We start from the raw sequence: 13567 nt of genomic DNA, 5'->3' as shown, positions 1-13567 counted from the left end.
CTCGGAGGCCGGCCGCCCGGCAGCCGGGTGGCCGGCCCGCGGGCCGCTACGCCGGGGCGCCGCGCCGCACCCCCGGTGACACCGCCAGCCGGCCCACCGCCCAGAAGGCCCCGAGGGTCGTGAGGGCCAGGCCGGCGACGAGGGTGGCGCCGCCCACGACCTTCTCGTAGTCGTGCTGGTAGAGGCCGTCGACGATGTAGCGGCCGAGGCCGCCGAGTCCGACGTACGCGGCGATGGTGGCCGTGGAGACGATCTGGATGGCCGCCGAGCGCAGTCCGCCGAGGATGACAGGCAGCGCGACCGGGAGTTCCACCTGGAGCAGGATCCGCGGTTCCGCCATCCCGATGCCCCGCGCCGCGTCCACGGGGGACGGATCCACGGAGCGCACCGCCTCGTAGGTGGTGACCAGGATCGGCGGGACGGCGAGGACGACCAGCGGGATCATCACGGGCAGCATGCCGAAGCCGGCGATCATGACGATGAGCACCAGCAGGCCGAAGGTGGGCAGGGCCCGGGCCGCGGTGGCGATCAGGGCGAGGGTGTTGCCGCCCTTGCCGTAGTGGCCGGTGACCAGGCCGACCGGCAGTCCGATCAGGGCGGCGAGGGCGAGTGCCTCCAGGGAGTACCGGAGGTGTTCGAGCAGCCGGGTGGGGATGCCGTCGTAGCCGTGCCAGTGGGAGCCGTCGCTGAAGAAGGCGCTGACGAAGTTGAGGACGTTCACCGGGCCGCGGCCTCCTTGCGGGTACGGGCGGCGGCCGCGCCGCCGGGCATCCACGGGGTGAGCAGGACCCGCAGACCGACCAGCAGGGCGTCCACCAGGACCGCGAGGGCGGCCGTGGTGAGCACGGAGTTCCAGGCCAGTTCGGGCCGGTTGTAGATCTGCGCGTCGTGCAGCAGGTTGCCGAGGGCGCCCTGGTTGCCGATCAGCATGCCGACGCTGACCAGGCTGATGCTCGACACGGTCGCCACCCGCAGGCCGGCGATGATCGCGGGGGTCGCGATCGGCAACTGGACCTGGACGTAACGGCGTACGGGTCCGAAGCCCATCGCGGTCGCGGCGGCCAGGGTCTCCTGCGGCACCGAGCGGACGCCGTCGACGATCGCAGGGACCAGGACGACGAGGGTGTAGACGGTGAGCGGGATCATCACCGTCAGCTCGGTCTGCCCGGTGTAGTCGATGAGGACGACGAAGAAGGCCAGCGAGGGGACGGCGTACAGCACGGTCGTCACCCACAGCACCGGCGGGTACAGCCAGCGCAGCCGCGCGCACAGCTGGGCGAGCGGCAGCGCGAGCAGCAGACCGCCCAGGACCGGCAGCAGGGCTTCGCGCAGATGCAGCACGATCAGGCCGAACCAGTCGTGCTGGAGGTCGCTGGGGATGTCGAAGAAGCGGTTCACCGGACGGCCTTCTGCACGGCCGGCCGCTCCTGGTCACCGGCGGCGTGCGCCCCCCGGATCGCCTCGCCGACGGCGGCCTGGGAGACGACTCCGGTGGCGCGGCCCTCGCCGTCCACGGCGACCGCCCAGCCGGTGGGCGACAGGACGGCGCAGTCGAGGGCGGACCGCAGCGAGTCCTTGCCCGCGCTGAACGGCCGCCCGTACGGCAGCAGTCGTACGGGGTCGATCCGCCCGGCGGTCAGCTCGCCCGGCTCGCTCCAGCCGAGGGGCCTGCCGTCCAGGTCGGTGACGAGGAGGTAGGGCGCGCCGGTGCCGCGGGCGGCGATCTGCTCGGCGGTGGCGTCGATCGCGACGATCGGGGTGGTGAGCAGGTCGAGCTCGGCCGCGGAGAAGAAGGACAGGCGCCGGATGCCGCGGTCCGCGCCGAGGAAGTCCTCGACGAACGCGTCGGCGGGGTCGGACAACAGCTCGGCGGGCGGCGCGAACTGGGCGAGCCGGCCGCCGGTGCGCAGGACGGCGACCATGGTGCCGAGCTTGACGGCCTCGTCGATGTCGTGCGTGACGAAGACGATGGTCTTGCCCAACTCGTCCTGGATCCGCAGGAGCTCGTCCTGCAGGCCCTTGCGGACGACGGGGTCGACGGCGGAGAACGGCTCGTCCATCAGCAGCACCGGCGGGTCGGCGGCGAGCGCCCGGGCCACGCCGACGCGCTGCTGCTGGCCGCCGGAGAGCTGGTAGGGGTACCGCTTGGCGAGCGAGGCGTCGAGCCCGACGCGCTCCATCAACTCCCGTGCCCGGCCACGTGCCCTGTCCTTGCTCCAGCCGAGCAGCCGGGGCACGGTGGCGATGTTGTCGACGATCGTGCGGTGCTGGAAGAGTCCGGCGTTCTGGATGACGTAACCCATCGACCGGCGCAGGGTGTTGACGGGCTGCTGCTGGATGTCCTGACCGTCGAGCGAGATCGTGCCCTCGCTCGGCTCGACCATCCGGTTGATCATCCGCAGGGTGGTCGTCTTGCCGCATCCGGAGGGGCCGACGAGGACGGTGATCGCGCGGTCCGGTATCTCCAGGGAAAGCCGGTCGACGGCCACGGTGCCGTCCGGGTACCGCTTGGTGACTGAATCTATCCGTATCAAAACGCCGAATGCCCTTCGGGTCTGGCCATGCCCGCCCGCTCTCGACCACATACGTTCGGACCGTTGCGGGGAGAGTCTAGACCTCTTGTGTTGCGGCGCTTTGTCGCCCGATCGCCCCCGCTGTGCGCGACCTGTGAGTCCCCTGATTCTCACTCCGCGCTCAGAAGCGGCTCAGGCGGTCCCCAGATGCGGGCTCCATCGTCATGGCCATGAACGCAACGAACGCGGGAGGCGTCCGGCGCCGGTCGGTCGAGATCGTGGTGCCGGTGTACAACGAGGCGCACGTCCTCGCCGACAGCATCGGCCGTCTCCACGCACACCTCGAAGAGTCCTTCCCGTTCCCGTTCCGCATCACGATCGCGGACAACGCCGGCACGGACGCCACCTGGAGCGTGGCGACGGAGCTGACCCTGCGTCTGCCCCACGTCCACGCCCGGCGGCTGGAGGAGAAGGGCCGGGGCCGCGCCCTGAAGCACGTGTGGTCCCGGTCCGCCGCGGATGTCGTCGCCTCCATGGACGTGGACCTCTCCACCGGTCTGGAGGCCTTCCTCCCCCTGGTCGCCCCGCTCCTCTCCGGCCACAGCGACCTCGCGATCGGCAGCCGGCTGCACCGGCAGGCGGCCGTGGTCCGGGGCGCCAAGCGGGAGTTCGTCTCCCGCTCCTACAACGCCCTGCTGAAGGCCGGCCTCGGCGCCCGTTTCTCGGACGCGCAGTGCGGCTTCAAGGCGGTCCGCACCGACGTCTTCCGCGCGCTCGCCCCGCACATCCAGGACACCGCCTGGTTCTTCGACACCGAGCTGCTGGTGCTGGCCCAGCGCAACCGGCTGCGCATCCACGAGGTCCCGGTCGACTGGACCGACGACCCCGACAGCCGGGTCGACATCGTCCGCACGGCCGTCGACGACCTCAAGGGCATGAGCCGCATGCTCCGCTCCACCCTCACCGGCCGCACCCGCGTCCCCTCGGTTCCCCGCCGCACGAGCACCCCGCAGGTGCCGGCCGCGCGCACCCCGTCCCCCGCCGACGTCCTGCCCGCCGGGGCGAACACCCACCTGGAGTACGCGTCATGACGACCCTCGCCCCGCCGCCCGCCCCCGTCCGGGAGGACGGACCCCGCCACCGGGCGGCCACGCCCGGCGACGGCGGCCTCGCCTCCCGCGCCCGGCGCCTGTTCACCGGCGCCCCGGACGACCCGCGCTGGGCCCGCCCGGCCCTCTGGGCGGTCCTCGTCCTCGCCACCGCCCTGTACGCCTGGAACCTGTCCTCCATCACCGGCAACACCTTCTACGACGCGGCCGTCTACAGCGGCACGAAGAGCTGGAAGGCGTTCTTCTTCGGCGCGCTGGACGCCGGCAGCTTCATCACCGTCGACAAACCGCCCTTCGCGCTCTGGGTGATGGGCCTGTCCGCCCGCCTCTTCGGCTACGGCACCTGGCAGTTGCTGCTGCCGATGGTGGCGGTCGGCGTGGGTTCGGTGGCCCTGCTGTACCGCCTGGTCAAGCGGGACTTCGGCGCGGTCGCGGCGACGATCGCCGCGCTCGCCCTCACCCTGACCCCCATCACGGTCGCCATCACCCGTGACACCAACCCCGACCCGGTCCTCGTCTTCCTGATGCTGCTGGGCGCGGCCGCCCTGCTGAAGGCCGTGCGCACCGGCCGGACGATGCCGCTGGTGTGGTCGGGCGTCGCGATCGGCTTCGCCTTCAACACGAAGATGATGCAGGCGTACGTCGTCCTGCCCGCCTTCTTCCTGGTCTACCTGTGGGCCGCGAACGCCTCACTCGGCCGCCGGATCCGCAACCTGGCCGCCGGCACGGTCGCGCTGGTCGTCTCCAGCGCCTGGTGGATGGTGGTCGTCGACCTGATCCCGGCGTCCTCCCGCCCCTACATCGGCGGCTCCACCGACAACACGGTCTGGGACCTCGTCATCGGCTACAACGGCTTCGGCCGGATCTTCGGGGCGAGCTCGTCGGCGGGGTCGGCCGGCAACGGCGCGAGTTTCGGCGGCGAGGCGGGCCTGTACCGCATGTTCAACGAGATCATGGGCGGTCAGATCTCCTGGCTGATCCCCTTCGCGGCGATCGCCCTGGTGGCCGGCCTGGTCCTGCGCGGCCGCGCCCCTCGCACGGACGCCCGGCGGGCGGCCCTGCTGCTGTGGGGCGGCTGGTTCGTCCTGCACTACCTGACCTTCGCCCTCGCCGAGGGCACCTTCCACCCGTACTACGTCACCGCCATGGCCCCCGGTGTCGCGGCGCTGGCCGGAGCGGGCGGCGTCATGCTGTACAAGGCCTTCCGCGAGGGCGCCGCCGCCACGTGGGGCTGGGTGCTCCCGGCGGCGATCGCGGCGAGCGCGCTCTGGGCGGTCGTCCTGCTCCAGCGGGTCTCCGGCTCGGGCACGCTGTACACGGTCGCGGAGGCCGTGGTGGCCGTCGCCGGCGCGGTGTCCGTCCTCGGCCTGCTGGCCGGCCGCTTCACCAGGCGGCACCGCCTGACGGGCGTCGCGGCGCTGGCCGCGGTCGTCGCCCTGCTCGCCGGTCCGGCGGCCTACTCGGTCTCGGCGGCGACCTCCGGCACCAACGGCACCAACCCGACGGCCGGCCCGAACACCGGCGACGGGATGGGCGGCACGGGCGGCGGCCGGCAGCCCGGCGGCCCGGGCGGTTCGAGCAGCTCGACGAGCGGCGCCGGCGGCCAGTCCATGGGCCAACCCCCGTCGGGCAGCGCCCCGTCCGGCGACGGCTCCTCGGCCACGGACGAGTCCGGCACGGAGGCGGGCACGGAGTCCGGGACCGAGGGCGGCCGGACCGGTGGCGGTACGGGCGGCGGCAGCCAGGTCTCCTCCGCGATGATCACGTACCTGAAGAAGCACCAGGACGGCGCCACCTGGCTGGTGGCCGTGGCCACCGACCAGACGGCCTCCTCGATCATCCTGGAGTCGGGTCAGCCGGTCATCTCGATGGGCGGGTGGTCCGGTTCCGACGACGCGATGACCCTCGCCAAGCTCAAGAGCCTGGTGAAGTCCGGCAAGCTGCACTACGTCGTCATCGGCGACAGCGGCCAGGGCTCCTCGAACTCCGAGGTCTCGACCTGGGTGAAGAAGAACGGCACGGCGGTCTCCGACTACAGCGGCCTGTACCGCCTGGACGCCTCCGACGTCGGCTGACCCCCGGTGAGGACGGGCGGGCCACCGGACTCCCTTCCGGTGGCCCGCCCGCCGGCGTCCGCGGGGCGCGGGGATCAGTCGCCTCCGCCGCCGCCCCCGCAACCGCTCCCGCAGGAGGAGCCGCCCCCGCAGGACGAGCCGTCCCCGCAGCCGCCCCCGCCGCCGTCCCCCCAGCCGCCCCTGCGCCGGCGCCGGCGCCGCGACGACGACCCTCCCCCGCTCAGGGTCCCGACCACGAACAGCACGACCACCCCGAACCCCACGATGATCAGGAAATCCATCTCTCCCGCCCCCCGACTCTCCCGTTGCGGATCTGTGTGGCTGGGGGATGCCCCGCCCGGACCGCACACCAAGCGCGACTTGAGGAAGTCGAGAGCTTCGGACCCGGACCTCCCGTGGCCGACGGCACGACCGCGGGGGCCGACCGGGGCGGGGTACGTGGTTCCACGGAGATCACCGCGAGAGGCCGCGTGCCAAGGCCGGCAGCGTACGGGGGAGACCCTGCTCGGCTCCTGGCTCGGTACCACCGGCCTCGTCAGGAAGACGGTGGTCCCTGCTGCCCGACCGGCCGGGCGGCGGCCCGCTCCCCCGCGGTGGGGAATCCCGGGGTGCGCAGGACGCGACCGCCCTCGATCACCGCGAACACCTCGCAGTCCTTCCGCCCGGCCGCCCATTCCACGCCCTCGGCGCCCAGCGCGAACGCGGCCGTGGCCACGGTGTCCGCGAGGGTGAGGGTCGGGGCGACGACGGTCAGGCTGTCGAGACCGGTCGCGGGCAGGCCGGTGCGGCCGTCGAGGATGTGGTCGCCGCGCTCGTACCGGGCGGAGGTGGCGACCGCCGCGTCCGTGAGGTCGAGGACGGCGCACAGCTTGTCGGCGAACTCCGGATGCCGCACCCCCACCCGCCAGGGGCCGCCGGAGACGACCACGTCACCCCCGGCGTTGAGGCAGAACCGGGTCAGTCCGGCCCCGGTCAGCAGCTCCGCCGCCCGCTGCACCGACCAGCCCTTGACCACCGCGCAGGGGTCGAGGCCCCGCCCCGGCAGCCGTACGTCGAAGGCGCCGCCGGTGGCGGCCCGGTACTCCTCGCACAGGTCGAGCACCTCGGCGAGGTCGGCGCTCAGCCCGCCGGGGGACAGCTCGCCCCGGTCCAGCCGGGACACCTCGCTGTCCTCCTTGAACGGGCTGAACCGCGCGTCGGCCTCCCGCAGCCACGCGAAGACGGCGTCCACGGCCCCCTCCGGGACCCGCTCGTCGTCGATGCGCAGCGAGACCGGGAAGCCCATGACGTGCTCCACCCTGTGCATGTCAGCCCTTCGCGTCGATCGCGGCCTGGAGGGACTCCTTGTAGCCGTCACTCGTAAGGGTCGCACCGGACACCGTGTCGATGTCCGCGCTCTGCGCCTCCAGCGTCTCGGCGATCAGCTTCGGCACCGCCGCCGTCGTCTGCGGATGGTTCGGCTGCTTGAGCATCCTGACGGCCGTGATCTGGTCGCCGTCATAGGTGATCCGGACCTGGACGTCACCCTTCTCGGTGGTGACGGTCGTCCCGGTGAAGGTGGTGCCCGGGGAGGACGTCGAGGGAGTCGTCGCCGCGTCCGCGACGGACGAGGAGGACGACGTCCCGGTGGACGGTTCGTAGCGCCAGACCGGGATCAGACCGGCGACGGACAGGACGAGTACGGGGATGGCTCGCTTCACGGTGTTCTCCTCGTCTCCCTCATCCCGCCAGGCTGAAGCGCTCGAAGTGGATCTGCGTCCTGGGCACGTCCAGTTCGCGCAGGCTGCCGAGGACCGCGTTCATCATCGGCGGCGGCCCGCACAGGAAGACGTCCCGCTCCGCGATGTCCGGTACCAGCGCGGCGAGTTCGCGCGGCGCCAGCCGGTCCGGCACCGCCGGCCCGGTGACCAGGTGGAGTTCGGCTCCCCTGGCGACGGCCAGCTCGCGCAGCTCGTCGTAGAGGACGGCGTCGCGTTCGCCGGCCACCCGGTAGACGACGACCGCGTGGCCCTGGATCTCCTCCAGCAGCGCCCGGATCGGGGTGACGCCGACCCCGCCGGCGATGAGCAGGGACTCGGGACGGGTGCGGTGCATCGCGGTGAAGGCGCCGTAGGGGCCCTCGGCGAAGACCCGGGTGCCGGGCTCGAGGTGACGCAGGCCGGCGGAGCCGTCACCGGCCGCCTTGGCGGTCAGGCGCAGCCGGGTGCCGTCGGGGGCGGCGGAGAGGGAGAAGGGGTTCGCCTGCCACCAGCGGTCCTTCGTCAGGAACCGCCACAGGAAGAACTGGCCGGCCCGGGCGGGCAGCCGGTCCAGGTCACGGCCGGTGATGTAGACGGACACGACGTTGTCCGACTCGGGGACGACGGCCTCGACGCGCAGCTGGTGACGCCAGTTGCGCCACAGCGGCAGGACCAGACGGCCCAGGGCGACCGAGCCGAGGGCGACGGTCCACACGCCGTACCAGTAGGCCGTCGCGGCGGACGACGCGGTGAAGGTCGTACCGACCGCGACCTGGTGGGTGAAGGCCAGCACCACGGCGACGTAGGTGTACAGGTGGATGAAGTGCCAGGTCTCGTAGGCCAGTCGACGGCGGGCCCAGCGGGCGGAGACACCGCCGACGACCAGGATCAGCACCATGGCGACGGCCGCGCGCAGCACGCCCTCGACGGTCTCGGCGAGGTCGACGAGCTGGCCGACCGGGCCCATCGACGAGGACTCGGCATAGCCGAAGGTGATGAACACGACGTGCCCCACCAGCGTCCACAGCAGGCCGAAGCCGGTCCAGCGGTGCCAGTCGGTCAGCCGGTCCATGCCGATCCGGCGGTCCAGCCAGGGCAGCCGGGCCACCAGGAGCAGCTGGAACGCCATCAGCAGCGCGCCGTACAGACCGGCGAACCGGCCGATCACGACGAGCGCGTTGGAGGCGAAGCCCGCCTGGACGGCGAAGAGGGTCACGACGGCCGCGTTCGCGGCCAGCACGGTGTACAGGCCGGTGCGGGCCACGACTTTGGGACGTATCGCCGTGGGGGGTACGGGAGGCGATTGGACGGTCGTCACGGACGCAAACTCCTTGATCGGGTCCTGGAACACAGAGCTTGTCCGTGCCGCGCTGTCGATTTCCTGTCGTACAACTTTCAAGAGCCTATCGATCGGCGCGCGTGTGACGGGCGGGTCCCGCGGCGTGCGGCGCGTACCGCAGTATGAGCGGGTGGAAAAAGTACGACTCCTCGTCGTGGACGACGACCCGCCGATCGCCGATCTCGTGGCGACGGTCGCCCGCTACGAGGGCTGGAGCGCGGTCACCGCGAACTCCGGTGAGGAGGCGCTGCGCCGCGCCGCCGAGTTCCATCCGGACATCGTGGTGCTCGACCTGATGCTGCCCGACATCGACGGCTTCGGCGTGCTGGACCGGCTGCGGCAGTCCGGGACCATGGTGCCGGTGGTGTTCCTCACGGCCCGGGACGGCGTCGCCGACCGGGTGGCGGGACTGACCCGGGGCGGCGACGACTACCTGGTGAAGCCGTTCGCGGTGGAGGAGCTGATGGCCCGGCTGCGGACCGTGCTGCGGCGCAGCACCGGGCCCGGATTCCAGCGCTCGGTGCTGCGGGTCGCGGACCTGACGATGGACGAGGACACCCGCGAGGTCCGGCGCGCCGGCAAGCTGCTCACGCTCACCCCGACCGAGTACGAGGTGCTGCGCTACCTGATGCGCAAGTCGCCGACCGTGCTGACCAAGGCGCAGATCCTCGACCACGTGTGGGAGTACGGCTTCGGCGGCCGCTCCAACGTCGTGGAGCTGGTCGTCAGCCGGCTGCGCCGCAAGCTGGACGCGACGGGCGACGATCCGCTGATCCAGACGGTACGGGGCTTCGGATACGTGATCCGGCAGGCGGCCGAGTGATCCGCCGGCTGCGGCGCACGTACCGCGGGATGCGGCTCGGCACCCGGCTGGCGCTGGGCCTCGGCGCGCTCGCCCTGGTGGTCTTCGCCGTGGTCGGCACGGCGCTGACCACCTACATGCGGGACTATCTGTCGGCCCAGCTCAACGAGCAGCTCGCGATCGCCCAGGTCGCCCAGTCCAAGAGCATCGCCGACTCCGGCAGCCTGACCGGGAAGAAGTACTGGGGCTGGTACTACGCCGTGTACGACGTACGCGACGGCACGCCCGTGCTGCGCGAGCCGGAGGACCCCGGCGACGTGCCCGAGGACATCGACGACCTCACCACCCTGGCCCGGGCGCAGACCGTCGCCGACCACGAGGTGGTGCGCACCGCCCATCTGAGGGGCGACGGCGTGTACCGGCTGCGCGCCTGCGAGGTGGAGCCGGGGGTGGTCCTGGTCAGCGGCGCGCCCCTGGAGGACATCGACAACACCGTGCAGCACCTGATCACCATCCAGGTCGTCACGTTCGTGCTCGCGCTGGCGGCCCTGGTGGTGTTCGGGCGGGCCATGCTGCGGCGCGGTCTGAAGCCGCTCAGCGACATGGCGTACACCGCGCACGGCATCACCTCCCACGACCTGACCGAGTCGGCGTCCCGGCTGCCGCTGCGCGCCGACCGCGCGGGCGGCGGCCCCGAGGTGGAGGAGCTGCGCACGGCGTTCAACACGATGCTGGAGCACATCGACGACTCGCTCGCCGTGCGCGCCGAGGCCGAGCAGCGTCTGCGCCGCTTCGTCGCGGACGCCTCGCACGAACTGCGCACCCCGCTGATGTCGGTGCGCGGTTACGCGGATCTCTTCCAGTACGCGGCCGCGAACGCCCCCGAGGAGCGCGACAGGCATCTGGCCCGGCTGCGGGCCGAGGCCGCCCGGATGGGCGTCCTCCTCGACGATCTGCTGCTGCTCGCCCGGCTGGACGCGGCGGAGGTGGAGACCCCGCTGCGGAGGGAGGACGCCGACCTGGTGGAGCTGGTGGGGCAGGCGGCCGACGCGTTCCGCGCCGGCCGCCCCGGCCACCCCCTGACGGTGGTCACGGGCCCGGCGGCCGTACGGCTGTGCATGGACCCGCACCGCATCCGCCAGGTGCTGGACAACCTCCTGACCAACGCGGCCGTGCACACCCCGGCCGGCACGCCGGTGACGGTCGAGGTGTCGGTCACGGCTTCCTCGGCGCTCGTCCGGGTCGCCGACAAGGGCCCCGGCATCCCGCCCGGCGACCGGGCCCGGGTCTTCGACCGCTTCTACCGCGTCGACAAGGCCCGCAGCCGCGACCGGGGCGGCAGCGGCCTCGGCCTCGCCGTGGCCCGCTCCCTGGTGCGGGCGCACGGCGGCAGGCTGGAGCTGGGCGAGGAGCCGGGCACGACCGCGTTCCTCGTGACCCTGCCGCTCGCACCGGGCGGCGGCGCGCGCTGAGGGCCGGCGTGGGGAGGGCCCTGGACCTCCCGCTGTGCTGGTCCGCGCTGGTGCGGCGCGGACGGCTGTGAGACCGGCCGGCCGGCGGGTCAGCCCTCGTCGGCCGCCAGCCGCAGCGAGATGCTGTTGATGCAGTACCGCTGGTCGGTCGGGGTCGGATACCCCTCCCCGGCGAAGACGTGACCGAGGTGGGATCCGCAGCGGGCGCACCGCACCTCGGTGCGCACCATCCCGTGCGACCGGTCCTCGATCAGCTCGACCGCGTCGGTGTCCTTCGGGTCGTAGAAGGACGGCCAGCCGCAGTGCGAGTCGAACTTGGTCGCGGAGGTGAACAGTTCGGCGCCGCAGGCCCGGCAGGAGTAGACGCCCGTGGTCTTCGTGTCGGTGTACTCACCGGTGAAGGCGGGCTCCGTCGCGGCCTGGCGCAGCACGGCGTACTCGGCCGGAGTGAGCTCCGCCCGCCACTGCTCGTCCGGCTTCTCGACGTCGTACGACACGATCCTCAGCCCCTCACTGCGAAAGACGGTCCAGAATGCGCGGGCCCAGGTCGGTCACGTCGCCCGCGCCCATGGTGAGAACGAGATCACCGGGCTTCGCCATTCCCGCCACGGTCCCGGGCACCTCGCCCTTGTCGTGCACGGCCGTCACGTCGGCGCCCGCCGCGCGGGCCGCGTCGATGATCAGTGCGCTCGTGACGCCCGGGACCGGGTCCTCGCGGGCCGGGTAGATGTCCAGGACCACGGAGGCGTCGGCCAGGGCCAGGGCCCGGCCCATCTCCTTGCCGAGCTCCTGCGTCCGGGAGAACAGGTGCGGCTGGAAGACGACGAGGATGCGGGCGTCACCGGCGGCGGCGCGCATCGCCTCCAGGTCGGCGGTCATCTCGGTGGGGTGGTGGGCGTAGGAGTCGATGACCTGGACGCCCGCGGCCTCGCCCTTGAGCTGGAGGCGGCGCTTGACCCCGGTGTACGCGGCCAGGGCGGGGGCCAGTTCGCCGGCCGGGATGCCCAGGGCCACGCCGGCGGTCAGCGCGGCGACGGCGTTGAGCGCGTAGTGCCGGCCCGGCACGGAGACGGTGAAGGCGAGCTCCCGCCCGTCCAGCACCACGGTCACCAGGCTCTTCAGGCCCTGCGGTACGACCGACAGGACGCGTACGTCGGCGTCCTCGGCCTCCCCGTACGTCACCACGTTCACGCCCTCGACCCGCCGGGTCAGCTCGCGGGCGCCCTCCTGGTCCGCGGAGATCACCAGCGTGCCGCCGGGCACGATCTTCCCGGCGAAGGTCTCGAAGGACTCGTAGATCTCGTCCATCGAGGCGTAGTTGGCGTGGTGGTCGAGCTCCACGTTGAGGACGATCGCGACCTCGGGGGCGTACTTGTGGAAACTGCGGTCCGATTCGTCGGCCTCGGCGACGAAGATCTCGCCGTCGCCGTGCAGCGCGTTGGAGCCGGGGGCGTCCAGGTCGCCGCCGATGGCGTAGGAGGGGTTCAGGCCGAGCTCGGAGAGCGAGACGGCCAGCATCGACGTGGTGGTGGTCTTGCCGTGGGTGCCGGCGACCGCGATCGGCCGCAGCCCCTCCATCAGCGCGGCGAGGGCGTCCGACCGGTGCACCACCGGAATCCCCAGCTCCGCCGCGCGGGCCAGCTCCGGGTTGTCCTCGCGGATCGCCGACGACACGACGACACAGCTCGCGTCGCCTGCGAGATGCTCCGCCGCGTGCCCGATGTGCACGGTGACCCCGAGCGCCCGCAGCGCAGCGGCGGTCTCCGACTCCTTCGCGTCACTGCCCGCCACCTTCGCCCCGCGCTGGGCGAGGATCTTCGCGATCCCCGACATCCCGGCGCCGCCGATGCCGATGAAGTGCGGTCGGTCCATGGCGGTAGGGAGGCCGGGTGCCATGTGTGTCTCCTGGGTGGTACGGCGGACGTGGTCGGTCATCCCGAACCCTATGGCACACGCCCCGCGCGCACGGAACGCCTCACGCCTTGCTGTGCGAGAACAGCTTCAGCACCGGCACGCCCACCTTGTGCCGTGCCCGCGACGCCCAGTCCCGGTGGAAGAACTCCTCCACGTAGTGCGGATCGGTCAGGACGATCACCTCGTCCGCGTCCACCTCCGCCACGAGCGTCTTCAGCGCGTCCAGCGGATGGTCCTCGACCAGCCGTCCCCGCGCCTCGCTGCCGGCCGCGTGCAGCGCCTGCAGGGAGACCTCCAGGGCTCTCTCCCCGAACCCCTTGGCCTCCTCCCCCTCCGGCGTCTCGCGTTCGCGCGCCGCCTCGTCCAGCTCTCCGAGGGCCACGTCGTCGATGGCCCGCAGCAGCCGGTCGGCCTGGTCGCCGCGCGGCTGGAGCAGGACGTGGAAGGAGACCGCCTCGTCCCCGTGCAGGGTCGTGACGAACTCCACGTCGGCGGACGTCAGGGCCTTCTCGATCATCAAAACGCTTGTGAACACCAGAGCCCCATTCTCCTGCGGAAGCCATCCTTGCCCGTGCCGGCACGGGAACTGCGAGTCCTAGTCTGC

At 72.4% G+C, this 13567-nt stretch carries 13 protein-coding genes; 4 read left to right on the top strand and 9 right to left on the bottom strand.

Annotated features, from left to right (window positions below; all coding sequences use genetic code 11):
- Positions 1-46 precede the first annotated feature (46 nt).
- The 3 genes from ACFY2L_RS37045 to ACFY2L_RS37035 are packed head-to-tail and all read right to left on the bottom strand — an operon-like array spanning position 47 to position 2534.
- On the bottom strand, positions 47-721 hold the full coding sequence (locus tag ACFY2L_RS37045) for an ABC transporter permease (RefSeq protein WP_390824535.1): 675 nt from the start codon (positions 719-721) through the stop codon (positions 47-49).
- Entirely contained in the window at positions 718-1398 is a 681-nt protein-coding gene (locus tag ACFY2L_RS37040) for an ABC transporter permease (protein ID WP_390662048.1), read from the bottom strand. The genes ACFY2L_RS37045 and ACFY2L_RS37040 overlap by 4 nt, the downstream gene beginning before the upstream one ends.
- On the bottom strand, positions 1395-2534 hold the full coding sequence (locus tag ACFY2L_RS37035) for an ABC transporter ATP-binding protein (RefSeq protein ID WP_390824534.1): 1140 nt from the start codon (positions 2532-2534) through the stop codon (positions 1395-1397). Before ACFY2L_RS37035 ends, ACFY2L_RS37040 begins: the two co-directional genes overlap by 4 nt.
- A gap of 209 nt (positions 2535-2743) precedes the next feature.
- On the opposite strand from ACFY2L_RS37035, the gene ACFY2L_RS37030 reads away from it, so the two are divergent.
- Both ACFY2L_RS37030 and ACFY2L_RS37025 read left to right on the top strand, forming a co-directional pair.
- Complete coding sequence (locus tag ACFY2L_RS37030; protein WP_390824533.1) at positions 2744-3604, top strand: glycosyltransferase; 861 nt, start codon at positions 2744-2746, stop codon at positions 3602-3604.
- Positions 3601-5697 carry an ArnT family glycosyltransferase gene (locus ACFY2L_RS37025; protein WP_390824532.1) on the top strand — a complete coding sequence of 699 codons (2097 nt, stop codon included), beginning with the start codon at positions 3601-3603 and terminating at the stop codon, positions 5695-5697. The genes ACFY2L_RS37030 and ACFY2L_RS37025 overlap by 4 nt, the downstream gene beginning before the upstream one ends.
- A 535-nt stretch (positions 5698-6232) precedes the next feature.
- On the opposite strand, the gene ACFY2L_RS37020 is transcribed toward ACFY2L_RS37025, so the two are convergent.
- The 3 genes from ACFY2L_RS37020 to ACFY2L_RS37010 are packed head-to-tail and all read right to left on the bottom strand — an operon-like array spanning position 6233 to position 8754.
- On the bottom strand, positions 6233-7003 hold the full coding sequence (locus tag ACFY2L_RS37020) for an FAD:protein FMN transferase (RefSeq protein ID WP_390824531.1): 771 nt from the start codon (positions 7001-7003) through the stop codon (positions 6233-6235).
- A 1-nt stretch (position 7004) separates the two neighbouring features.
- The gene (locus ACFY2L_RS37015; protein ID WP_390824530.1) at positions 7005-7397 is read right to left on the bottom strand and encodes an FMN-binding protein; all 393 of its coding nucleotides are present in this window, start codon (positions 7395-7397) and stop codon (positions 7005-7007) included.
- A gap of 19 nt (positions 7398-7416) precedes the next feature.
- Positions 7417-8754 carry a ferric reductase-like transmembrane domain-containing protein gene (locus ACFY2L_RS37010; protein WP_390824529.1) on the bottom strand — a complete coding sequence of 446 codons (1338 nt, stop codon included), beginning with the start codon at positions 8752-8754 and terminating at the stop codon, positions 7417-7419.
- Between the two features lie 151 nt (positions 8755-8905).
- On the opposite strand from ACFY2L_RS37010, the gene ACFY2L_RS37005 reads away from it, so the two are divergent.
- Together ACFY2L_RS37005 and ACFY2L_RS37000 are read left to right on the top strand one after the other, a co-directional pair.
- Positions 8906-9598 (top strand): response regulator transcription factor, encoded by a 693-nt coding sequence (locus ACFY2L_RS37005; RefSeq protein WP_390662041.1) that lies wholly within the window; start codon positions 8906-8908, stop codon positions 9596-9598.
- Positions 9595-11049 (top strand): sensor histidine kinase, encoded by a 1455-nt coding sequence (locus ACFY2L_RS37000; RefSeq protein ID WP_390662040.1) that lies wholly within the window; start codon positions 9595-9597, stop codon positions 11047-11049. The genes ACFY2L_RS37005 and ACFY2L_RS37000 overlap by 4 nt, the downstream gene beginning before the upstream one ends.
- An 89-nt stretch (positions 11050-11138) precedes the next feature.
- Here the strand turns inward: ACFY2L_RS37000 and msrB are convergent, their stop codons facing one another.
- From msrB to ACFY2L_RS36985, 3 genes are all read right to left on the bottom strand, one after another.
- Positions 11139-11546 carry a peptide-methionine (R)-S-oxide reductase MsrB gene (gene msrB / locus ACFY2L_RS36995; protein WP_390662039.1) on the bottom strand — a complete coding sequence of 136 codons (408 nt, stop codon included), beginning with the start codon at positions 11544-11546 and terminating at the stop codon, positions 11139-11141.
- Between the two features lie 13 nt (positions 11547-11559).
- The gene (gene murC / locus ACFY2L_RS36990; protein WP_390824528.1) at positions 11560-12945 is read right to left on the bottom strand and encodes a UDP-N-acetylmuramate--L-alanine ligase; all 1386 of its coding nucleotides are present in this window, start codon (positions 12943-12945) and stop codon (positions 11560-11562) included.
- Between the two features lie 79 nt (positions 12946-13024).
- Positions 13025-13498, bottom strand: coding sequence for an indole-3-glycerol phosphate synthase (locus ACFY2L_RS36985; protein ID WP_390662037.1), 474 nt, complete (start codon positions 13496-13498; stop codon positions 13025-13027).
- Positions 13499-13567: the final 69 nt, after the last annotated feature.

The organism is Streptomyces sp. NPDC001381 (assembly GCF_042895685.1).
Lineage (GTDB): Bacteria > Actinomycetota > Actinomycetes > Streptomycetales > Streptomycetaceae > Streptomyces.
The sequence above is the reverse complement of the archived record's forward strand: the minus strand, read 5'-3'. Positions and strand labels throughout refer to the sequence as shown.